The sequence below is a fragment of the Marinifilum sp. JC120 genome, from assembly GCA_004923195.1.
Taxonomy (GTDB): Bacteria; Desulfobacterota; Desulfovibrionia; order Desulfovibrionales; family Desulfovibrionaceae; genus Maridesulfovibrio.
The window spans coordinates 140458-164040 of record RDSB01000008.1 but is presented as its reverse complement, the minus strand read 5'-3'; the positions used below and the strand labels follow the sequence as shown (position 1 = coordinate 164040).

Sequence of the window (23583 nt, the reverse complement as noted above, 5' to 3'; positions counted from 1 at the left end):
CAGGCTGTCAGCGCAGGTTGACAGGAATGTGGTTCTGTTGGCTGTTCGGGATGGCAAAAACAAATAATTTACGGTGGTTAGTAGGCGGATGTTTGTTTGGTTGACGTATGGTTTACCAAGGTTGTCAACAAGGGTTGATCAGGGGGGTGAGGAACGGGTGCATTGCGCTGGCTGTGGGGATGTGTTTACCTTGCATGAAGGCAAATTAAGGGCTGGCACTGAAAATGCTGTTCTCAGAGCATGAAAGTGTGGCCGCTAAAGATGATTTTTCTTGAAAGTAGATATGGGCAAAATGGAAGCAGATAAAACAAAAGATAAGAACGCAGATGTTCATGAGGACTTTATTGAGGAACTAAACACCTTGCGCGGCAGGGTGGCTGAGCTGGAGGCAACCCGTACTCTTTGCGGTAATTTCGGGAACGATTGTAATCTTAATTCCTGTTTTACTGATTCTGAAAAGAACGGCAGGGAGTATCGGTTTGAGGATTATTTTGATGTTGAAGCTCTTCAGCGAATTCAGGATGCTTTTTCTGAAGCTACCAATGTCGCTTCTATAATCACCGACCTTGATGGGCGCCCCATCACCCGGCCCAGCCGTTTCTGCCGTCTTTGCAACGATGTTATCCGTAAGACTGATAAAGGGTTGAAGAACTGTATGCGTTCCGATGCTTCCTTCGGAACCAAAAGTCCGCTGGAACCGATCATGCGTCCCTGTTTGAGTGGCGGGTTATGGGATGGCGGAACCAGCTTCTATGTCGGTGACCGTCATATTGCCAACTGGATTATCGGGCAGGTGCGTTGTCCGCCCATCAACGATGACAGGATTAAAAGATATGCTCATGAAATAGGTGCAGATGAAGACGAATTCATGGCGGCTCTGGAAGAAGTCCCGGTTATGTCCCGGGAACAGTTTTTGAGTGTCTGTAATGCCCTTTGTCTCATCGCTAACCAGATTTCTATTCTGGCCCGCAAGAATTTTCTACAGGCGCAAGCCATTGCCCGCAGGCGTGTGGCCGAGGCTGCTCTGCGTGAAAGTGAGGAGCGTTTCCGTCAGCTTGCCCAGTCCACTTTTGAGGCCATTTTTATTCATCATGAGGGTGAAATTCTGACCACCAACAGGGCCGGGCAACGTCTGTTCGGTTACTCTCAGGGAGAGTTTGCCGGACTGAATATTGATGATCTTGCTGATCCTGATAACCGGGAGACGGTCCGTTTCCACACAGCCAAGAACCGTAAATCCCGGTTTGAAGCCTGTTTCCGCAGCCGGGACGGGCGTATGCTGATCTGTGAAATTCAGCAGCGGCAAATTATTTTTCAAGGCGAAAGAGTCGGAGTTTGTGCTATCCGTGATATTACCGAACGGGTGGAGTCGGAGCGACAGGCCAAGGAAAAGGAACAGCAGCTTATTCAGGCCGATAAAATGGTTTCACTGGGAGTGCTGGTTTCCGGCATGGCTCATGAGATCAATAATCCCAATAGCTTCATGACCTTGAATCTGCCTTTGCTTGATGAAATATGGCGGGATATCACCCCGATACTTGAGGACTACTATTATGAGAACGGGGATTTTCTAGCCGGGGGGCTTGAATACAACGAACTGCGCAGCTTCATGCCCGATTTGCTCGCACGCATGCAGGAGGGAGCCAGCCGTATCAGCGGTATTGTGAACAGTCTCAAGGATTATTCCAGACTGGAACCCGGTGAACTCATGTGGGAAGTTGATCTTGTTGACGTGATTGAGAATTCCTTGCGGTTGCTGGAAAACCTGATCAGCCAGAAGACAGCCCGTTTCGAGCTGGATCTTGCTACTGAGCTTCCGCAGGTGCGCGGAAATTCGCAACGTCTTTCACAGGTGCTCATCAATCTGCTGGTCAATTCATGCGAAGCTTTGACGGACCGGAATCAAGGTGTTCTGCTTTCTTCAAAATTTGTTGAACGCGAAGGGGTTGTTGAGATTGTTGTCCGCGATGAGGGGATCGGGATTGAAGATGAACATTTGAAAAAGATTACCGATCCTTTTTTCACTACCAAAAGGACCAGCGGCGGTACCGGGCTGGGTTTGTCCGTGTCCTCAACCATTGTGCAGGAGCATGGCGGACGGCTGGAATTTTCAGCTAATCCCGGTGGCGGGACCATTGCCAGATTTTCAATTCCGGTAATCACTGACGGAGAAGACGATGAATAAAAGCACAGGACTGACACCCAGATTTCCGTTGCTGCTGGTTGATGATGAAGATTCGTGGTTGCAAAGTTTCAGGGCCACACTTCGTTCACAGGGTCTCGATAATGTTGTGCTGCTAAATGACGGGACAAAAGTGATGGCAACTCTTGCCGAACGTAAGTTTTGTGCCGTTGCTGTTGATTTGATGATGCCCAATGTGTCTGGAGAGGATCTGATCTCCATGATTGTCGAGGAGCATCCCGAGCTTCCTGTTTTGGTCATTTCCGGGCTGAACGAGATCAAGGCCGTGGTCAATTGCATCCGCAAAGGGGCATTTGATTTCATAGTCAAGACCGAGGACCGCAATACCCTTATTGCCGGGGTGCGTCATGCCATTGAAATTTTCGAATTGCGGCAGGAAAACAAGTCTCTGCAACAACGTTTTTTCAAGGACAGCCCGGATCGTCCTGAATTGTTCTCGGATATTATCACCGCCCACAAGGACATGATTTCTATTTTTAAATATATTGAGGCCATTGCCGAAACCTCCCGCCCGGTGCTGGTTACCGGGGAATCCGGGGTAGGCAAAGAGCTTATCGCCCGTGCTGTGCATAATGCCAGCGGCCGCAAAGGAAATTTTGTGGCGGTGAATGTTGCCGGACTTGATGACAATGTATTTTCCGATACCCTTTTCGGGCACAAGAAAGGTGCTTTTACCGGAGCAACCGAAGCGCGTATCGGTTTGGTGGAAAAGGCCAAGAACGGCACCCTGTTTCTTGATGAAATCGGCGATCTCAGTGCAGCTTCACAGACCAAGTTGCTGCGCTTGTTGCAGGAACATGAATTCATGCCGCTGGGCTCGGATATGGCCAAGCGTTCCAGTGCCCGGATTATTACTGCTACCCATCAATCCATTATCGGTATGCAGGAAGATGGAAAATTTCGGAAAGATCTTTTTTTCAGGTTGCGCGGCCATATGTTGACTATTCCGCCTTTGCGGGAACGTAGGGAAGACCTGCCGCTTTTGCTTTCTCATTTTCTTGATGAGGTGCAGAGTGAAACAGGCAGCGAAGTAGATGCTGATGTACATGAAATTACAGCTTTTCTGGATAATTATCCCTTTCCGGGCAATGTGCGCGAATTACAGCATCTGGTGCATGATGCGGCCAGCATCTGCGGCTACAAGGAATTGAGACCTAAGCATTTTGAAAAACTGCTGGTGGTTCCGGGGGAATCTTTCGGTTCTGTTGATCCGGCACCTGATTCCGGGGAAAGCGTGACCTTCGGTACCCGTTTACCTACCTTGCAGGAAGCGCGGGCCAAACTCATCGACGAGGCCCTGCGTCGGACCAAGGGCAATCAATCCTCAGCCGCACAGCTTATCGGGGTCACCCGGCAAGCGGTGAGTAAATATCTGAAGAAGAACGGGTAATTCTGCTCTATGCAAATCAGCACAACAAAAAGCCCACAATATGTTAACACATTGTGGGCTTTTTTGTTGTTTCTGGTTAGGGAAAGGCAGGCTTCTTTGGTGCGGCCAGCTAGGATGACTCCAGTCCGTAGTCCTTTTTTTCCAGCTTTTTCATGTCCGCAAGGTATTGCGGGGATTGGTCCAGATAGAAGGAAAGGGCTTTGGAAAAATTCTTACCCACCAGACCATCCACAAAGACCTGACTGATTTCCTTATGCCGTTTCAGGATAAGTTGGGAGCGGTAGAATATGAGCCACTCCTCGCGGGACATATTTTGAATCATTAGGGACAGTGCTTTTCGCGAACGCGGCTGATAGAGCCAGAAATACATGAGGTCCAGAGCGTTTACGATGATCAGCTTTTCGAGATCTCTCGCTTCCTTGCTCAAGGTCCGCATCATGATTTTCGGGGTCTGAAGCATTTCAAGCACATCCTCTTCTGGGAACATGAGATCCAGTCTTGAAAAAACAGAAAAGAGCTGGGCTATCTTGGTCTTGTATCCGGTTAACCGAGCTTTGACGTTGGTCTGCCGGTCGGCAAGTCCTTCGATAAAGGCCGCTACTCCGTCTGATGCAAACTTGGAGATGATTGCCGCCCATTTTTGTAGGATTCCAGTGGCGTCCGGGATTCCGGCCATGCCCAGCGAGGCCCCGATCAGTCCGCTAAGGGCCACCGCCACAGGGATGGCAAGGATGGACCTGAAAAAGTTACCCACAGTGGCACCTTTGGGCAGTCCGCGGATGGCGTTGTGACTGGAAAGGTAAATGCCGTTAGCCAGTCCCATTACTGAATAGAGCAGTATGGGATTGGTGGAGGTGGTCACCCCGAAGGTGTTATCCAACAGCAGGGTTTTGACCAGATAATCCAGCAGAGGCACTGAGAATCCGGTATAGAGCAGGGAGTCGGAAATACGGCTCCAGCTGACCAGTGAGTTCCACGGCAGTAAGGGGGAGCGGCGCAATCCTCCTCCGCCGAGGACCGATTGGATAATGTTGCGGCACCCGGTAATGGCAAACCAGATTACCGCCCCGAAATAGGATAACAGCCACCAGTCCTTAGTTAAGTAGAAGGTCAGGAAAGCTGGAATAAAACCCAGCAAAACCTTGGCGGTATTTTTTATGTTGGTGTTCAGATAGTTCCAGGGCTTGTCCAGTGAGTCTGTATTCTGTTTGCTTTCGATGCTGTTTTCAGACTGGATATTCAGGCCGCCCAGCGTACCGATGTTACCCGGTTTGCCTGCATGTATCCTGAAAGAATCAAGGGTCCATTTTACCCAGCGTCTGCCACTGTTTTCAGATATGCGGGACAGCCCGCGCCCGGCAAGACCTACCTTGCTGTTGACGCTTTTGGTCATCAGGGCACTGACAGGTATACGGGTGCGCCCTTCTCCGCAGTTATTGCGGTTGAATGGTTTGCGGGCCCGGGCGGGAAGGGTGTCGAGAACTACGAATCCCATGCCGTGCCTGTGCTCAGCCTGTCCGGTTGAGCCAGACCCGATCCGGGATTTCAGGCTGCGTTTGCGGTAAATCTCATGAAATTTTTCAAGATCTGAAAGTATGGCTACCAGTTCCGGCTTGCGCTCTTGCATGGCCTTGCGGGCAGCAGTTGTCTCATGGTCTTTTTTTAATTGTTCAAGCTGGTCGTCATGGTCATAAATTATTTCGCGGATGGCACTTTTCAGGGTGATCACGCTGTCTTCGTTGAGGGCTTTCTGTAATCTGCCGATCAGTCTGTAATGTTTTTCCTGCCCGGTGAGCTGGGTTCTCTGTTCATTACCGGCAGTGATTTCCTTGCAGGCATCCTTCAGATTGTAGGCCTCAATATGGGTGATCATCCCTCCGCCGTCGTAGAGCAGTTCCAGTGTATCCTGCGCTGTGAGATTGGCAAGGTTGAGGGTGAACTTCGAGCTGGAGTGAATGCGTAGCAAGCGGGTCATCAGTTCGTTGATGTTGCAACGCAGGAGTTTTGGAAGCTCGGTTTCTTTGTGCGGCTCAGCCGGGTCGTGTAATTGCGGATTTTTTTCAGGAACCAGATATTCCGCAATGATGGTCCTTACAGGCAGTGCATGGAGCTGTTCTTTTTGTTCCGGTGTAAGCTGCGTGTCTGCTTTGTCTTCAGCGTAAAGGGAAAGCTTGTTGTGGATGAACCGCCCAAGGTGCAGGATGGAGGGTTGTCCGGTGCCCACAAAGGCCAGAAATTCGTCCTGATTCAGCAGAGGCAGTTTTAATTCCAGCTCTTTGCCGAGGTCATGGCGGTGTTTGTTGTTAAATTCAGTCAGGACATCAAAGACGTATCTCTGCTGATAGCGCGAGACTTCCCTTCCTTCTTCAAAGAAGTTGCTCACACGTTCTTTGTCCAAGAATTTTTGGTAACTGGAACTGTCGGAAAGGACGTTCGGTTCCCATGTGAAACGGACATACTTATCCCGGAACCGGGCGGAGAGTTCAATGACCACCCGTACCTTGATGTCCAGTATGCTGCCTGCTTCAAGTAGTTCCTCAATGACCTGCGGGCGCACGTAGTTGTAGTAGACAACGGTGATATCGCGGATACCCTTGATCCAGGCATCCATGATCAGGTGAGTGGGGGATTTTCTGCCTTTGGTATTGGCATCGTGCACATGGTCGTCAAAGGCGAAGTGATTCCACTCCTCGGGCATTTCAATCAGATGATATTTTGCCAGTTCCTTTCTTATTTTGCGGGGGTTGCCAGCTGAAACCATACGAAAATCATGGGCCAATTTGAGCCTTTTCAACTCACTGTTGCCCGGGCGGACCAGTTGCTTCATGATTTGCAGGAGAACCCGGGCTGTGTTCTTGCGGTAATAGCCGGATGAGGAAAGGAAAACTTCATCCCGCAATGAACGCAGGGCCTTCAGCCGGTCGCGGGTCCTGCCGTTTTCAAAGCTGCCTAGCAGGCTGATAACGGCATAGGCAATGCGCAGCCCTTGCGGTGCCGCCATTTCCTTGATCCCGTGGGGATGCATGTATTCAACAAAAAGGGAGCGGAAAGCGCGGGATTTAGGACCGCGCTTGAGGACATCGTCAACAATCTGCAAAAGCTGATAGTCGAGTTTATCGAAGAAAATAGAAGATATTCTGGTCATGGCATGAAGTTGGCTCGGGGTGGCAGAAGCCGGAAGCCCCGTGCCTGACCCCATGTCCGGTTAAAATTTGTAATCAGCCAGCGTGCGTGTTGCCTCTGCGTAAAAGTCGGTGAAGATTCCATCGACTCCAATTTTAGCGAGGGCAGTCCATTCTTCGGGGAGGTTGGCAGTATACACAAGTACAGCAAGCTCCTTTGCATGGGCTTTGTCAATAAATTCCGGTGAGATTGTGAGAAACCAAAGGTTCACTGAGGTGGCATTCATCGCGGTGGCACTATCCAACAGTTCATCCGTGTAGTAGCGACCGTCGAGGCAGTCCTTAAGTTCCTGACTGAGCAGTTTGTGGATATGTCGGTCAGCACAAATCCTATCAAGAAGCTTTAGATTCTCCGCCAAAACAGGAAACCGGGGCAGCATATAATCTTCATTGCCGTAGGCGAACAGCTCGGCAAAGTAGCGTTCCGCTTCCGGTCCGGTTTTTGTCAGCAGGAGATTGCGGCGGATAGCTCCGTCCAGCAGGCCGATTTTAGCTTCGGGACATACTTCGCGAATAGCTTCCAGTTCCTTCCAGTTAAAGGAACTGACCAGCATGTCAGACATGTCGAGCTTTCCAGCGGCAACGTATTCATTGAACAGTTCTCCCGCCATTTTGCCGGTATTATTTCCTTTCAGTTCCATGTGGATTGCCGGGCGTTTGTCCGGCCCGCAGGAAGCAAAGAAATCGAAAACGTCCGCAAGGAAGGGAATACGGTCCTCGCCTTGCGTGGGGTCTCCGGCAAAGAGGGTTTTCAGGGTAGCAGAGTCCGTGCTGGAAACTTCCCCTTTACCTGTGGATACTTCTTCAAGGTCGAGGTTGTGCACAACCACCAGTTCCTTATCTGCGCTTAGCTGCACATCAAATTCAATGGCCGGCACCCCTTCGGAAGTGACTTTTTTAAAGGAGCGGATAGTGTTTTGATTATATCCTGTGTACTTACATCCCCGATGTCCGATGATCATCATTTAAAAAACTCCATTATAGGATGTTGGGCAGAAACATGACCACTGAGGGCATATAGGTGACGATTACCAAAACAATGAGCAGGGCCAGAATAAACGGCCAGATTTCACGGCAGAATTCCCCTACAGTCGATCCGGTAATGGCGCAGGTCGTGAACATCATCGAGCCGAACGGCGGCGTTATCCCTCCGATCATAATGTTGACGATCATGATTAATCCGAAATGGATAAGGTCGATGCCCATGCCTTTGACCAATGGGACCAGCAGCGGGGCTACGATGATCAGCAGTGCTCCCCCTTCAAGGAACATTCCGAGGAACAGGAGCAGGAAGTTGATTACGACCAGAATCAGCCACGGGGATTCGGAGATAGCCAGAATGCTCTTGGTCAGCTGGTGGGGAATCCGTTCCCAGCTCATGTATTGCCCGAATACAGAGGCGGCGATAACGATCAGCATGACCGAGCTGGTGCCCAGTATGGTATTCTTCATGATGATGGGGAAATGTTCCCATCTCAGCTTCTTATAAAAGAAAACTCCAATGATGATACAGAACAGTACGGCCATGGCTCCCGCTTCTGTGGGGGTAAAAACCCCGAAACGAATACCGGCGATGATACCCAGCGGGAGGAGCAGGCCCCAGATGGATTCGCGGAACTGTTTGAAAATTTCCTTGCCGGAAGCCATTTTTTCGCGGGAAGGCTTGTAGTCTCTTTTCTTGGCAATGAAATGTACGGTGAGCATAAGTCCAAGGCACATGAGAAGTCCCGGAGTGTAACCGCCGATGAACATTTTTGCCACTGAGACCTGCGCGATGAGGGCGTAGATGATCAGGTTGATACCCGGCGGAATTACAGGTGCAATTGCGGATGATGCGGCGGTGATGGCGGTAGCAAAAGGTGCGCTGTAGCCGCGTTTAGTCATCTGCGGGACAATTATTTTGGACTGCATGGCTGCGTCCGCGTTAGCAGATCCTGAGATTCCGCCCATGAGAGTGGAAAGCAACACGTTGACCTGAGCCAGACCGCCGCGCAGGTGTCCGGTCAGTACTTCTGCCATCTTCATGAGGGCGGCACTGATTCCTGAGAAGTTCATAATCTCTCCGGCCATGATGAAAAATGGAATGGCCAGCAAAGGAAAGGAAGCGGTGGATGTGATGAACTTCTGCAGGATCAGGTCCGGCGGCGTGCCAACATCGCCGAAAGTGAAATATGCGAGTGCTGCGGCAAGCAGGGCAAAAGCAATGGGAATACTGGTGAAGTACAGGGCCATTACAATGGTTACGGGAAATGTAAGCATGGTTCTATTCTCCTTCTTCTGCCTGTTTGCCGAAAAGTTTTCCTAAATCCTGATACAGGAAAGCCAGTGCGTAGACAGCCATCAGGGAGAAACCGACCGTAAGTGCCAGATTCACGTAAATGGCGGGAATGTCGAGAACGGGGGTGCGTTTCAGCTTGTTTGCCTGAATATAAAAAATACTGAGATACACGATGTATCCGTTAATGATGAACATCATGAGGTCGATGACCACAGCAATGAAATTGCGCCAGACCCGGGGACCGACCTTGCTGATCAGATCGATGCCGATGTGCATTTTGTAGCGGTATGCAGCGGCTGATCCCACGAAAACTGACCAGATGAAGGCGGTTGTAGCTACTTCTTCGGCCCAGAAAAGACCGCCTTGAAATAGATAGCGCAGCCCGACATTGACGATGACCACCGCAACGGTAATGCACAGGAAAAAACCGCTGAGCAGGAGGTCGAAATTTTTAAAAATAAATCTGCATGCTGTAGTAGACATTGTTCACCACCAAAAGCAGGGCATAGGAGCGCAGGCTCCCATGCCCTGAATTTATTGTTTATCTCAGTGCGTCGAGTTCTTTGAAGATAGACTGGTAGATACCGGGAGTCATACCTTTTTGTTCTTTGTAGAGAGGCTTGAGGGCTGCGCGGAAAGCGTCGCCGTCAACTTCGTTGAACTTCACGCCGTAGGATTCCAGCTCCTTCACTACGCCGCCGTGCTGGGACTTGAGCAGGTTAACCATGTGGTTTGCACCATTGTTGAATTCATCCTGAATGATTTTCTGGTAATTAGCCGGAATTTCGTTCCAAACTTTGGTGGAGATGTATACACCGCAGGTTCCGAGGATGTGACGGGTGTTGGCTACGTTCTTGGTGGGGCCTTCGTAAACTTTGGTACCGATGTTGGTGAACTCGGAACCTTCAAGACCGTCAACAACGCCCTGCTGTACTGCGGAAAGTGTTTCGCCCCAAGGCAGGGGAGTCGCAACCGCGCCCATAGCATTGAGGGTGTCGATGTAGGATTTGGAACCGGGAGTACGGATTTTCATGCCTTTGAGATCAGCAGGAGTCTTGATGACTTTCTGGGTGATCAGGTTACGGAAACCGTAAATGAAGTCGAGAGCGAGAATTTTGATGCCCTGCTTTTCTGCTTCAGCTTTCATTTTTTTAACGAGTTCGGACTGGGTAAGAGTCACGTATTCGTCAAAGCTGCGGTAAAGCATGGGAGCGTAGAGAGCCTTGAAGTCAGGAACATAGTCACCGATGAAAGACGGATCTTCTACGGAAATAAATTTAGCACCGCGAACAACCTGCTCCACGCCTTCCTTGTATGCGGGCAGCTGGGCCTGCGGGAAAGTCTGGATGTTGATTGCGCCGTCGGTTTTTTCATGGATGGATTCGGCAACAGCATCCATGGATTTGGAAAGCTGTTCAGCCGGGCTGAAAACATGGCTCAATTTCAGAGTCAGTTTGTAATCGTCAGCCATACACATGGTACCCATGGACAGGATCAGGACAGCTCCTGCACAAAGCACGGAAAGGGTCTTCTTGAAGTTCATTGTAATCTTCCTCCTAAGGTTGTTTCCTTACTTATCAGGATTACGGCAACAATTGCGGCAATCCTTTTGCTACTGTCTGCCCCCGCCATCCTCTGCTTCCGTTTCCCGTGTACGTTAAAATAAATCATATTTATTTTAGTAAAAACAACACTTAGTGTTGTTTTACGTGTGTTTGCGGGATGGCGGCAGTAGATTCGCGGACAACCAGTTTGGTCTCCATCATATGCTGCTCCGTTTTGTCCGGAGCATCAATTTTCTGTAGCAAAAGTTCACAGGCGCGCCTGCCCATCTCATAAGCGGGTTGGCGGATAGTGGTCAGGGCCGGGACCATATATGAGGCTGTGGGCATGTCATCAAAACCCACGATGGACAGGTCTTCGGGCAGGTTCAGCCCTGCTTCCCGTGCACCCTTGATCGCCCCGAGGGCAATGTAGTCGTTGGAACAGAAAACCGCGCTGGGCGGGGAGTCCTGCTCAAGAAGCTCTTTGATAGAATCCCGCCCTCCGGCGAGAGAATATTCTGTCTGGACCAGCAGGTCCTTGTTGTAAGGGATTTCATTGTCTTTGAGGCATTGGCGATAGCCGTGCCAGCGATGATATGAGCGGTCTGTCACGGAAAAGCTACCCGCGATCATTCCGATCCTGCGGTGGCCGAGGGAGATAAGGTGCTCGGTGGCAACGTAGCCGCCCCGGTAGTTATCAACTCCTACGGCTGAAATGGGACCGCCTTTGACTGTACTGAAAAGCAGTACAAAGGGGATTTCTTCGTCCACAAGGGTTTTGATAATTTCGCCCTTGGGATTGGTCGTGGTGATGATGAGTCCGTCCACTTGACTTTCACGCAGTGCTTTGATCAGGCTTTCTTCCTGTGATATCTTGTAGGATGTGTTGCCGAGGATGACTTTGACCTTTTTTTCATCGGCATATTCTTGAACCCCCAGAGTGGATTCAGCAAATACGGGGTTGTTTATGTTAGGGATGATCAGTCCGATGGTGTTGGACTTCTTGGTGGCAAAACCGCGTGCAAGGGCATTGTATTTGTAATTGCACATCTTCATGGCCCGGAGAACTTTCTCACGGGTTTCTTCACGTACGGTGTCGGGTGAATTTATAACCCGGGAGACCGTAGCGGTGGAGACTTGCGCCAGTCGCGCAACATCACGAATTGTGCTCACAAATAACCTCACTATGTAAACGTTTACATTTTGTTAGCAGCTTGCTAATGTTTATGTCAACGAAATTGTTAAAAAATGAATTTTGTGCTTGTTTTTATTGAGTTTTTGGTTTTGGTAAGTTGAAAATATATAAGCTTGATGTGGCATTATGATCTAGTTTGTGTCATTTCTATGTAAACATATACATTGTGAAGAAGGGATATGTAGATGACAACCAGTACGTTACGGAAGCTGACAGACCGGGTGCAGCGGATTGAACATTGCGGGATGTTTGTGGATCTGGTGCGTACCTCAAAGGGGACTGTGCGGGTCGGCAGTATGCCTGATGTTGCAAAATTCCTGACTGAACACGGTTTTCGAGAGGAGATCGTGGTGGTTCCTGAATGGGAGGTCTCGTTGGCCGGGGACAATCGTACCGGAGAAGAATTTATTCTTTGGCAGTCTCAGATAAAAGGCGGTATTTTAAGGGAATATGTAGGTTTAAAGCAGAACGTGGAGCAGGTTTACAGCCACCTTGAATGCATTTTTCCATATTTTTTTGATGACAAAAATCTCAAAGTGGTACGCAGGGATTGGCTGGGCAAGTGGTTTCATCATAATGTAGCTGATCCTTCTTACCGCAACGGTAGTCTTGAGATCTGTTGCCAAGACGGCAATGTGATCATTTATGAGGAAGGAGCTGTGCTTTACTCCCGCAATGAGCTTGCTCCGGTTGGAAGTCCCGACGAAGAGATTGAATCCCTGCTGGAGACCATTCCCAGAGACGGAAATATTCGTGAGCATCTTGAAGTTATCCCCATCGGCTGCGGAAACGGGGTTTACGGTACTGTTGCCAATACCATTGTCCGCTTCGGAGAATATGTAATCTGGATAGATCCCTGCGGTTATCCGGCCCATACTCTTGCCCGGCATAACATCCACATTGATGACATCACCCACTTTCTGTTCACCCATAACCATGAAGATCATGTGCAGGGTTTCACCGCCTGTATGCAAAGGGCCCGTAAGTTCAATCGCAAGTTGAAGTTGATTCTTGCGGAGAATGTTTATCGGGTTCTTGGCGATCTTTATTTACCGCTTTTCCCTGATCTGAAAGAGCATGCGGAAGTCTTTTTGTTACAGCCCGGTTCGCCGCTGCAGCTTGGTCCCATACAAATAGACAGTCGCTGGAACCATCATATTCTTCCTTACGGGACTGTGGGGCTGAAAATTTCAGCCGGGGGGAGAAGTTTCGGTTATTCCGGCGACACCAAGTATGATGAGAATATCAATAAAATCCTCAAGCGTGCTGAACTGAAAGCCGAGTGGTTTGCATCCTGCGATCTGGTTTTTCATGAAATAGAGTTTAATAACCCGGATAGTGTGCACACCCACTGGAAGCAGGTGGAGTCTTTGCAGGCTAAAATCGATGGCAAAGTGCTCGGTTATCATACCCCTTACCTGGCCAACAGCCCTTTTCCTCTGGCAGAGGAGGGGCTTTGTTATGTTTTGGATGAATATTGGGGATAGCTGATCAATAAATTGGTGTACAAAGCAAAGCCCCACAATGTGTTTACACGCTGTGGGGCTTTTGTCTTTTCCGGGGAAAGCTTACTTTTATTCTACAGAATCCGGTGATCCTGCCAGAAACATTCCGCCGAGAACGAGGGCGGCGCCGCCGTATTGAACGGGAGTGAGCGTTTCGCCAAGGATCAGGAAGGCAAGGACGAGGGTTGCCACCGGGATCAGGTTGGAAAAAAGGATAACGTGGGCGGCCTTGATTTTGGTCAGGGCGTAGTTGATGACGAAATAAACCAGAAAGGTGATCCCCAGCCCCAGATAGACCAGTGCCCCGAAGGCCTGCCAATTCAGATTTTCCGGCATGGGAGACATGAGTGCTCCGGGCAGAAAGAGGATAGTGGCTCCGAAGACCTGAATGGCCGAAAGGTACATGAAGTGGTAGCGGGTTGCGAGGTGCTTTACGGTCAGGGCATAGCAGGTGGCTGAAAGCACTGCGCAGAAGATGAAGAAGTTACCCAGTATTGGATTACTGCCGTGTTCATTGGCTTCTCCGAAAGCGGATACAATTCCCACACCCAGAACCGCAAACAGAATTCCGGCCATGCAGCGGCGGCTGATTTTTTCTTTGTAAACAACGTAAGCACCGATAGCCACAGTCATGGGTACGCAGGCCACAATCATCCCGCCCTGTGAAGCGGAAGTGTATTGCAATCCAAGAGTTTCAAAGATGAAGAGCAGAAACGGTTCGCAAAGAGCGAGAAGCAGCAGCATCTTCCAATCCCCTTTTTGATAAGTGGGCTTGGGAATGCGTGACCAGAGGATCAGATAGAGAAGGGAAGCGAAAAGTACCCGGCCCAGCAGAATCTGTTCCAGAGTAAAGGTTTCTTGCACCATTTTGAGGACGATGAACCCGCCGCCCCAGATGATGTGGACCACGGCAAGGGCCACGAGAAGAAGGGTTTTAGACATGAGAAATCTCCTGAGTACCCTTGGCGGGCCTACAGTAATTAAAAATTTGAATAGGAAAATTGGATAAGGCGGGCTGCGAGGACTCAGCACGCCCAGACTGCTGAGAAAGCGCCATCTGCTGCGTTGCTGCAACAAATCCAGAAACTCACGTATATCTGGATACGCTTCGTTCCTGCATTTGTTTTGCGCCTTACATCTGGACTTCCTCAGCAGCCTGCTATTTTTGTGGTGTGTTTAGAAAATCCACTGCCAGTAGGTGGAGGCTACAATCCAGACCGCAACAGCTCCGCAAAGCATTCTGATGGCCATGATCAGCATCAGGTAACGCATGCGTACGTATCCGGTGGCGAACATGATCAGCGCAGCGGCAAGCTCGTAAGGAAACAGGAATTGGTCCAACCCGTAGAAGAAGCTGTACAGCAGCGGCTTGATATCCATGTTCAGTGAAGTGGCAATTTCAGCCAGCGGGATACTTAGCGAAGTGGCCGCTGCAACAGGTGTCAGGGCGAAATTAGACAGAATTCCGGTGCAGTAGGCCAGCAGCGAGGAGCCTGCCAGACTCTGGACATTTTCAAGATAGGGCACAATTTTGCCGGCCATCCATGCGGGAATTCCGAGACTTCCGGCCACGATACCGATAGCCATGCAGCCGACAATAAAGAATAGGATGGAGAACTGAACCTTAGCTACATCTTCTTTCTTGAGCAGATTAAAGAGCGGGGTAAAACCCAGCAGGACCACGGCGCAGAAAGCGTAGTAACCGGGAATGCCGTGCAGTGTTTCAGTGGCAAAAGCGGCAAGGGCCAAAGTGGTCAGAACCAGAGTTTTCTTTTCATCGCGGGTGATGGAACCCATGGAGGCGAGGTTCTCGCTGGCGTGCTCAAGGCACTGATCCATGTATTTGCCCAGTTCTTTGGAACCGAAAAAGTGTAGAATTCCTACACAGGCAACACCTACCAGCAGGGCGAAGGCTATGTTTTCGATAAAAAAGCTCAGCCATTCAATGGGTACGCCCATATCTTTAACCATAAGCAAGCCGACAATACCGACATTGTTAGGCAGGTAGTTGGTGGCTGGAACAGTAGCACCGAAGAAAGCAGCCATAATCAGGGTGGTGGCGGCTTTAGAGCCTTTCTCCAGCTTCATCGCTGCGCACATACCGGAGGCGATAGCCATGAACAGGATGGTTACGGTGATGACGTCCGGGATGATGGCCCCCACTGCGTATCCGGCAACAATCATGGCGATGTAGAGCCGTAAAGGAGTGCGTCCGATGCGGGTGATAGCCAGCAGGGCGATGCGGTTGGACAACTTGGTCTTTTCCATGAGTGCGCCGATAAGCATTCCGCACATGCAAACCCATGGGATGGGGGTGGTCCAGCCCACAAAGGCGAGGTCCGGGGTGGCGATGCCTGTGACAATGTAGGCCATGAGCAGCAATACCGCTGTGGCGAACAGGGGCATGATTTCAAAGGCGAAACCCGCGATGGCGAAAATTGTTTCAAACCAGTAGAGGGCGATTTTGGGGTTGCCCGGATCGTTCATGATGAAGGCCCCGGCAGCGGCGATTGCAGCGGCCATGCCCCATTTTTTTATTGTTTGCATTGCGTTGGTCATGGTTCTTCCTATGTGCGAATATATCTTTCAGCGGCTAAAGCCGCAATTGTTCCGTCGGACATGGCTGTGGTTATCTGGCGGTAGGCTTTATCGTTGATATCGCCTGCGGAGAAAACGCCGGGGATGCTGGTTGCCATGTGTTCATCGGTAATGATGTAGCCGTTCTTAGACAATTCTATTTTCTTGGCAAAAAGTTCGTTATTGGGATTCTGGCCCAGAAAAACGAATACTCCGTCTACAGGTACGGTTTCCTGTTGGTTGGTAGCTACATTTTCCAGCACAGCGGCTTTGAGTTCGTCATTTTCTACAACGAGATCGACCACTTTGGTCTCAGAGCGGGCGTCTACTTTGCCTGTACCGAGCAATTGATCCTGAGTCCCCTGAGCAGCAAAGAAACGGTCCATCACTTCCACAAGGGTGATATGCTCAATGCCGAGGGTGATCATGTACAGGCTTTCATCAAAAGCACTATTGCCGCCGCCGACCACCAGAACTCTTTTACCCTTGTACGGACCACCGTCGCAGATAGCGCAGTGGTGGACCTGATCGCATTCGGTAGGCACATTAAGAGGAATGGGTTTGCGTCCGGTGCAGATGATAACTGTCTTGGCGTTGAAAGTTTCATCGTCTGTTTCCACGATCTTTATATCTCCTTCCAGAGACATACTCTCGATTTCGCAAACTTCTTCTACTTCTACCTCAAGGCTGTCCACATGGGCACGCATCTTTTTCATCAGATCCATGCCGTGGATGGTGGGGTAGGAAGGAAAGTTCTCTACAGTATAAGTAGAGTTTACCAGTCCTCCGGTGATGTTTTCCTCAAGGATTATGGCTTTCAGTCCGGCGCGGGCTGCGTAGATGCCTGCGGTCATTCCTGCGGGGCCGCCACCTACAATGATGATATCGTATGTTGTGCTCTCACTCATGTTTCCTCCCGTTGCTTGTTTGCGTTGGCTTGGGCAAGTCGGGTTAACGCTATGCCGCAGCGAAAAAGGCCTTCATTTCTTTGGGGTTCATCAGGCCGCCTTTGCGGGCTACCATTTTTCCGCCTTTGATGATGAAGATGGTCGGGGCGCGTTCGGAATCAAGATCAGCCAGTGCTTCGGGGTTGGCTTCGCTGTCCAGTTTGAACAGGGTTACATCAGGATTTTTCTTGCTGAATTTTTCCAGCACCTTTTCCATATTTTTGCAGTGGGGGCACTGCTGCTTGTAGCAGATGAGCACACCGGATTCGGTGTCTGCCATGGTCTGGACGTAGTTGGCGTCGGTCAGTTCGGTAAACATGATCTCTCCAATGAGATATTATTATGGGCGGCCGGGATTACCGGGCCGCCCTTGTTAGTTTGAATTAGGTAGTGCGCAGTTCGCCGATGACCAGCTTGAGCTTTTGGAGCAACTCTTCGGCTTTTTCGGGATTCTCTTCGGCAATGTTATTCAGCTGGAAAGGGTCCTTGCGGCGGTCATAAAGTTCGTTGTGCTGGGGAACTTCGATCTTGGCTCCGGCTGTGCAAGTCCACATGTCCTCGGACATGACTTTGTCAGCACCTTCCACGCAGTCGGCGTTGTCTTTTTCTTCTTCACTGACCAGCCAGTGCACGTAGCTGTAATCATCGGTGATGATGGACCAAGACATGCCGTAGTATCCGGCAATGGCATAATCGCGGACTTTGTCCACTTCGCCTTGCATCATGGGCAGCAAACTTTCACCCTGATAATCTTCGGCACCAAAGGTTTTCATGCCGTGATCGCTGACACCGTCTTCGGTCTCGAGCAGGTCGAGGACATCCATAATAGTGGCGGTTACGTCCACGTTCTGCACAAAGGAGGAAATGCGCTGTCCGCCTTCAACACCGGGGATATGCATCATGAGCGGTACGTGGACCAACTCTTCATAAGGCCAGGGGCGGGATTTACGCATGATGCCGTGGCCGTGTTCAGCTTCGCCCATGGGCTGTCCGTGGTCGGACATGATAACAACCATGGTTTCATCCATGAGACCCTGTTCGCGGATGGAATCCAGAGTCCGGCCTACCCAGCGGTCTACATCGGTGATTTTTTCCATGTACAGAGCGCGGATGTGTTCGCATTCGCGTTCGGTGATGCGGCCTTCCACCGGAACCCACGGAGCGAGCATGATGGGGTTTCCTTCGTACTCTGGATCGTAGGGGCAGGGCTCACCTTTCCATACGGACGGCGGATCCCAAGGCTCGTGGGGATCAAATGAATCGATCCAGAGGAAGAACGGGCGGTTTTTATCGCGGCGTTCCTTGAGCCAGCTGTCGGTGCGGTTCATGACCTTGGCAACGTAGCTGTCGGCTTCAGTGCGGCGGTGCTGCTGCTGGCGCAGGAAGCAACCGATTTCGTCCAGAAGCTGCGGGCTTTCATCATCGATGTATTCGCCGTTTTCATCCCAGACCATGGTGGCGGAGGTGTAATCTTCGGGCTTGAGGGCCGGGTCGAGAGGTTCGTTTTCAAAAGTGGTGTGGTCCAGCTCCTGTCCGGGGCAGAAGTCTACATAATCGAAACCGCGGGAGTAGCCGAATTTGGCGAGGCGCATGGGGGCGGTGTCGTAAATGAGTGCGGTCTGCATGTTGCGGCCCCAGAGGATGTCAGTGATGGTGGTGTCATCACTGCCCAAGGGTTTCCAGCCGCCGTAAGGCAGGGTGAAGCGGCCGGTCATAAGTGCTCTGCGTACGGGGATGGTCGGTACGCCTTCACTGTATGCATTTTCGAAAAGAACTGACTGGCGGGCGAAACGATCAAGATGCGGGGTCTTGACCGTCTCGTTGCCGTAGCATCCGAGATAGTTGAATTGCAGGGTATCCAGCATAATGAATACCACGTTTTTGATCTTGCTTTTGTCAAAGGACATTGCGGGCTCCTTGAAAAATGTTTGCGAAGCATTGAATGTCGCCTCGCGCTTTTTTTCACATATGGAGCAGGGGAGTGAAAAATTCTGTCTCATATGAGACAAAAACCAAATGAGTTGAATTTTTTATGACCGGAATATGAGGATGAAAAGCTGTTTTGAAAAAGTGTTTGCCGATTATATCACAAGCTTAAGCTCTGAAAGAGCAGTCCGCCCGCTTCGCGAGACAACGCATCGGGATCAAGAATTTCAAGGGTTGTTTTGGTGAACTTTCCGATAACTCCGCTCTGGCGCAGGGCTTTGATGACTCGGCATAAAGAACTGCGGTGAACCCCAAGGGTACTGGCCAGCTCACTTTGGGTCAGGCCCGGGGAAAAGGATTCCGATTCACCGTTTTCCTGCCAGAGTTGGTAAAGAGAACGACTGACCCGCGTATTTACCTCAAGTAAACCGGAATCAAAAAGCTGTGCAAAAAAAGCTCCGGCCTTGATGCCCAGTGAATGGATCAGGTTGCAGGCCAGTTCCGGGTGCTGACGGAAGAATTCCTGATCGTTCAGAATGGATTTGGGAAAACGGGCTACAACGCATTCTTCCAATGTGTGCAGGCTATGGCTTTGGAGTAGGGATATATGGATGTGCGAAATTTCATTGAAAAGGGTTCCGGGACCGATACGCATCACAACCCGTTCCTGTCCATTCTCAGAAAGGCAGGACAGTTTAACAGATCCCTTAAGCAGGAAAAAGAAATAGTCTGGGTGGTTGGCTTCTAGTTCATGATCTTTGGGCAGGGTAGCCTGCACTGCTCTGTTCAGCACGGATTCCCAGTTGGAATTAACTCCTTCAATGCTGAAAAAGGCCTTTTCCTGACGAAATATTTTATCTGTGGGCATGCCTATTCATAATAGCCTTGGGCCAATGAGTCGATAGCTTTATTGGCGGGGGAAAATTTAGTTTGCAAACTGGGTACAAAATTAAGCGGTTCACTCTTTTTTAAAATTTGAAGTCTTCAAATTGAACCGTGAGAGCATTTTCTGCACTGCCACTCTGGACAAATCTGACATTCGTGCCGCCTCTGAAACATTACCACCGCTACGGCTCAGAATATCGCTGATGTAACTTCTGCTGAAGCTGTCCACCAATTGCTGCTTGGCTTCTTTAAACGGAAGGTTTGCCATAGAATCGTTTTTTAACTCCATTGACATCTTACCTTCGGCCATGTCCACAGCCAGCATAGTTATGGATTCCCCGGTGCTGAATACGGCCAGCTTGCGCATGGTGTTCTGCAACTCACGGACATTTCCGGTCCATTTCTGTCCGCTTAAATGTCCTACGACAGCCGGTTCCAGTTCTTTTTCAGGCAGCCCCAATTCAATGCAGGCTTTTTGCGCAAAATAACGGGCCAGTAGAGGAATATCTCCGGGACGGTTCTTCAGCGAAGGCAGGTTTAAGGGAAGTACGTTCAAGCGGTGATACAGGTCTTCGCGAAAAGTTTTTTCAGCTACCCGACGGGGCAAATCCTGATTGGTTGAGGCCAACACCCGCACATCGATATTTTTTGAATGGTCTGAACCTACGGGTCTGATTTCTCCTTCCTGCAGGACGCGCAACAGTTTGGCCTGCGTTTCCAGTGGAATATCGCCAATTTCGTCCAGCAGTATTGTTCCGCCGTCAGCACGGGTGAATAGTCCTTCGCGGTCATGGTCCGCACCGCTGAACGCTCCCTTGATATGTCCGAAAAGTTCGCTCTCCAGAAGATTGTCAGGGATAGCAGTACAGTTGACGGTTACGTATGGCTTGTCAGCCCGTGAACTCAGGTCCCGTACCATCCCGGCCACCAATTCTTTACCCGTTCCGGATTCGCCCATAATCAGAACGTTGTAATCAGTACGAGCCACGGCGCCTATGGATTGCTTTAGCTGCTGCATGACGGGGCTTTGCCCAAGCAAACGGTCCTTACGCTGTTCTATCTGTGCCCGAAGTAATCTGTTCTCCTCAAGTAAACGGCTTCGCTCCATGCCTTTGCTGATGACTCGGAACAGATTCTCCTGTTCAATGGGCTTGGTCACAAAATCGTAGGCTCCGGCTTTGAGGGCTTCCACTGCGGTCTCCACTGTTCCGTGGGCGGTAAGCATTACCACAGATAATGAATCGCTTTGAGCAAGGGCGGTCTTTAAAAGTTCCAGACCATTCATGCCGGGCATTTGGAGGTCACTGACCATTAGGGTCACCTGCTGTGATTTAAGCATGGCAAGTGCCTGCTCACCGTTGAAAGCCATCAAAACGGTGTTTTCAGGGAAGGCGCCTTCAATCAATCTTTTGATTCCTCGGGCAAAATCTTCCTGATCATCAACTATCAATATCTTTTGCTGATGTGTGTCAGCCATTATATATCCTTTTTAGTCAGGGGAAATTTCAGGGTGAATACGGCCCCGGACAGTTCTCCTTTGTCCTTGCTGCCGTTTTCCACTTCAATAGAGCCGCCGAGATCGCTCATGAACCCAAATACTACAGCCAGTCCCAGACCGGAACCTTTATTGACTTCTTTGGTGGTGTAAAAGGGGTCAAATACATATTGCAAGTCTTCCTGCGCTATGCCGGGACCGTTATCCGTGACTTTAAGCACAGCCTGCCCCGGCTGTTCAAAACCAAGGCTTATTTTTAATCTGCCTTCGTTTTCCGGCACAGCATCAAGTCCGTTCAAGAGCAGGTTGGCAACAATGTGCTCAAGAGCTTGCGGTTCCACATTCAGTTTCGGAGTGGAGTCGTCAAGTTCAAGACTTATTTTAGCTCCTTGCTTATCCGCCTGAATACGGAATACATCGGCAACATCGCGGACTATCTTTGTTAAATCGCTGCCAACTGTTGAAGAAACTTTTGGTCGTGCGAAGTTTAGCAGATCCTTGAGCACTGTCTGTGCCTGTCTGGTATGTTTGAGGATAACTTCAATATCTTCTGCGTTCTGTCCGGTAGCCTCTTTTTTTAACAATTCTGCATAACAGAGGATAACCCCCAGCGGGTTGTTGATTTCATGGGCCAGTCCGGCTGAAAGTTTTCCTACTGTCGCCATTTTTTCAGCCTGAGTCATATGGGCCAGCATTTGCTTCTGGCTGGTTGTTTCATGAACGTAGATGACTACCCTGCGTTCAAGTGGATTTTCCGCATCGTGAATGGGATAGATATTGATGGCAAAAGAACGGCCCTCCGGCAGAGAAACTTCTCTGGACAAGGGTTTGTTCATAAACAGGGATTTAGAAATTCCACAATTACCGGAATCTCCGGGGCCGTGGCAGAGCAGGCTGACCACGCCGCCGTTAGTAATGGTTCCATCGGAAAGTTCCTCTCCCAGCTTGCGGGCAGATTCGTTGGCAACGATGGGATTTCCTGTTCCGTCAGCAAGCAGCAGCGGATCACTGATGCCTTCGAAGATCGATTGCAGGTTAGCATTGTGGCGCACGATGCTGTTCAGTGCGGAGATGCTGTCTGCTGCAATTCCGAGCTGGCGTCCGATGGCCCGCAACACGGTACGGTCTTTTTCACGGAAGGATGATTTTTCCTTACGGAACAGGCAGAGCAGTCCCTCGGCACTTCCCGAAGAGGACTCAACTGGAATGTATGCCCGGTCATCAAGAATAAGCGGAACGGATTCGGTCAGCAGTTCCACCCAGTTGTCAGGAAGCAGCGGACGTTCCTGGTTTTCCGGCAGGGAGTAGAAATTTTTACTGGAAAAAGTGCAGACATAAGCGGTTCGTTCAAGATTAAATCTTTTATGAATCAGGGGCAGGGTTGCTCTCCACAGTTCTGAACGGGACTGGCTGCGGCTGGACCCGGCTAGAAGTTGTACGAAAAGTTCTACATCTGATTGACGGGCAGTTGCTTCCAGTTCCAGTTCCCCGGTGCGTTCCTCGACCATGTTTTCAAGATTGGATGCATAATCCTGTAGTTTCTGGCGGGTGTCGAACATGTAGTCACTGAGTTTTTCAATGCCGCCGATCATCTCGCCTATTTCATCTTCTTGTTCCACTTCCCGGAATAAAGCCACACCTTTTTCATCACTGAAATTGCGTCGGAAATTGGTGGTCAGGATACGGATGTTGTTGGCCACTATCCGCTTAAAGAGCATGTTGGTGGCTCCGAGGTAGAGCAGAACGGCCAGCAGGAAAACCCCTATGTAGGTCATGATGGTGTTCTGAATTCGGGCTACGGACGCGCTGACCGGCAAGCCGACGAAATCCACTCCGCCGATGCTGTCAGCGGTATGTCCAAAACCTCGATTGCCGTAGAGTTCAACCAGTTCTACCGGCCCGTCTTCGATTTTTCCATGGCAGCGCAAACAGCTTTTTTTGAATACTGCCGGACGGGCCAGGACAAAATGTTTTTCCCCGTTGATAGTTTTGTAACCTTCCCACAGCTGTTGGGCGGGCTTTTTCTTGAAGTGGTTGATCAGTTCCAGTTCGATTCCCTTGGCTTCATAGTCTGGATTACGTGCACCCTCAGCTACACGGCGGTACGTGAAGCTTGAAGTTGCATTCTTATCACGGGCCATGATGTTGCGGGTAATAAATGAGGAGGACATGGCTTGGATTACGAATTTGTCCGGAAGCTCTTCATACATCTGCGGGCGAAGCACACCGCGTACGTAATTCTGCACTGAGTCCACCTGTCCGAAAACCATGCTCGCTTTTTCGCGCACGACATTTTCGAGAACTTTGCTCATATGCATGGAGAAACCCGCAAAAAGAACGCCCCCGATAATAAGGGAGGTCAGAATCAGGCTTAAAAGAAATTTGCTTTGTATGGAATATGGTCTGGGAAGTTTCATGCTTTGCCGCCTGCTCAAGAGTTTATAGCTGGAACCCCC

Annotated in this window: 17 protein-coding genes; 3 read left to right on the top strand and 14 right to left on the bottom strand. The window is 50.2% G+C overall.

Features of this window, described 5'->3' with window-relative positions; genetic code table 11:
• Positions 1–292 precede the first annotated feature (292 nt).
• On the top strand, positions 293–2185 hold the full coding sequence (locus D0S45_10055) for a PAS domain S-box protein (protein TIH15950.1): 1893 nt from the start codon (positions 293–295) through the stop codon (positions 2183–2185).
• Positions 2178–3593 (top strand): sigma-54-dependent Fis family transcriptional regulator, encoded by a 1416-nt coding sequence (locus D0S45_10050; GenBank protein TIH15914.1) that lies wholly within the window; start codon positions 2178–2180, stop codon positions 3591–3593. The genes D0S45_10055 and D0S45_10050 overlap by 8 nt, the downstream gene beginning before the upstream one ends.
• A gap of 109 nt (positions 3594–3702) precedes the next feature.
• Here D0S45_10050 and D0S45_10045 read toward each other — a convergent pair whose 3' ends face one another.
• The 6 genes from D0S45_10045 to D0S45_10020 all read right to left on the bottom strand — a co-directional run bounded on the left by D0S45_10045 (position 3703) and on the right by D0S45_10020 (position 11782).
• Positions 3703–6738 (bottom strand): hypothetical protein, encoded by a 3036-nt coding sequence (locus tag D0S45_10045; protein ID TIH15949.1) that lies wholly within the window; start codon positions 6736–6738, stop codon positions 3703–3705.
• A 60-nt stretch (positions 6739–6798) separates the two neighbouring features.
• Positions 6799–7740: a hypothetical protein gene (locus D0S45_10040; protein TIH15913.1), complete on the bottom strand. Its 942-nt coding sequence runs from the start codon at positions 7738–7740 to the stop codon at positions 6799–6801.
• 13 nt (positions 7741–7753) lie between these two features.
• Positions 7754–9034 (bottom strand): TRAP transporter large permease, encoded by a 1281-nt coding sequence (locus tag D0S45_10035; GenBank protein TIH15912.1) that lies wholly within the window; start codon positions 9032–9034, stop codon positions 7754–7756.
• 4 nt (positions 9035–9038) lie between these two features.
• On the bottom strand, positions 9039–9536 hold the full coding sequence (locus tag D0S45_10030; protein ID TIH15911.1) for a TRAP transporter small permease: 498 nt from the start codon (positions 9534–9536) through the stop codon (positions 9039–9041).
• Between the two features lie 58 nt (positions 9537–9594).
• The gene (locus tag D0S45_10025; GenBank protein TIH15910.1) at positions 9595–10596 is read right to left on the bottom strand and encodes a C4-dicarboxylate ABC transporter substrate-binding protein; all 1002 of its coding nucleotides are present in this window, start codon (positions 10594–10596) and stop codon (positions 9595–9597) included.
• Positions 10597–10747: 151 nt separating this feature from the next.
• Positions 10748–11782, bottom strand: a complete 1035-nt coding sequence (locus D0S45_10020; GenBank protein ID TIH15909.1) for a LacI family transcriptional regulator — start codon at positions 11780–11782, stop codon at positions 10748–10750.
• 195 nt (positions 11783–11977) lie between these two features.
• On the opposite strand from D0S45_10020, the gene D0S45_10015 reads away from it, so the two are divergent.
• Positions 11978–13279, top strand: a complete 1302-nt coding sequence (locus D0S45_10015; GenBank protein TIH15908.1) for a hypothetical protein — start codon at positions 11978–11980, stop codon at positions 13277–13279.
• A gap of 87 nt (positions 13280–13366) precedes the next feature.
• Here the strand turns inward: D0S45_10015 and D0S45_10010 are convergent, their stop codons facing one another.
• From D0S45_10010 to D0S45_09975, 8 genes are all read right to left on the bottom strand, one after another.
• Positions 13367–14239 carry a DMT family transporter gene (locus tag D0S45_10010; protein TIH15907.1) on the bottom strand — a complete coding sequence of 291 codons (873 nt, stop codon included), beginning with the start codon at positions 14237–14239 and terminating at the stop codon, positions 13367–13369.
• 234 nt (positions 14240–14473) lie between these two features.
• Complete coding sequence (locus tag D0S45_10005) at positions 14474–15856, bottom strand: SLC13 family permease (protein TIH15906.1); 1383 nt, start codon at positions 15854–15856, stop codon at positions 14474–14476.
• An 8-nt stretch (positions 15857–15864) separates the two neighbouring features.
• On the bottom strand, positions 15865–16782 hold the full coding sequence (locus D0S45_10000) for an FAD-dependent oxidoreductase (protein ID TIH15905.1): 918 nt from the start codon (positions 16780–16782) through the stop codon (positions 15865–15867).
• Positions 16783–16831: 49 nt separating this feature from the next.
• The gene (locus tag D0S45_09995; protein ID TIH15904.1) at positions 16832–17140 is read right to left on the bottom strand and encodes a thioredoxin; all 309 of its coding nucleotides are present in this window, start codon (positions 17138–17140) and stop codon (positions 16832–16834) included.
• A gap of 64 nt (positions 17141–17204) precedes the next feature.
• Complete coding sequence (locus D0S45_09990; GenBank protein TIH15903.1) at positions 17205–18728, bottom strand: DUF229 domain-containing protein; 1524 nt, start codon at positions 18726–18728, stop codon at positions 17205–17207.
• A gap of 179 nt (positions 18729–18907) precedes the next feature.
• On the bottom strand, positions 18908–19615 hold the full coding sequence (locus D0S45_09985) for a Crp/Fnr family transcriptional regulator (GenBank protein TIH15902.1): 708 nt from the start codon (positions 19613–19615) through the stop codon (positions 18908–18910).
• 90 nt (positions 19616–19705) lie between these two features.
• Positions 19706–21109 (bottom strand): sigma-54-dependent Fis family transcriptional regulator, encoded by a 1404-nt coding sequence (locus tag D0S45_09980; protein TIH15901.1) that lies wholly within the window; start codon positions 21107–21109, stop codon positions 19706–19708.
• Complete coding sequence (locus D0S45_09975; GenBank protein TIH15900.1) at positions 21109–23544, bottom strand: DUF3365 domain-containing protein; 2436 nt, start codon at positions 23542–23544, stop codon at positions 21109–21111. Before D0S45_09975 ends, D0S45_09980 begins: the two co-directional genes overlap by 1 nt.
• Positions 23545–23583 lie beyond the last annotated feature (39 nt).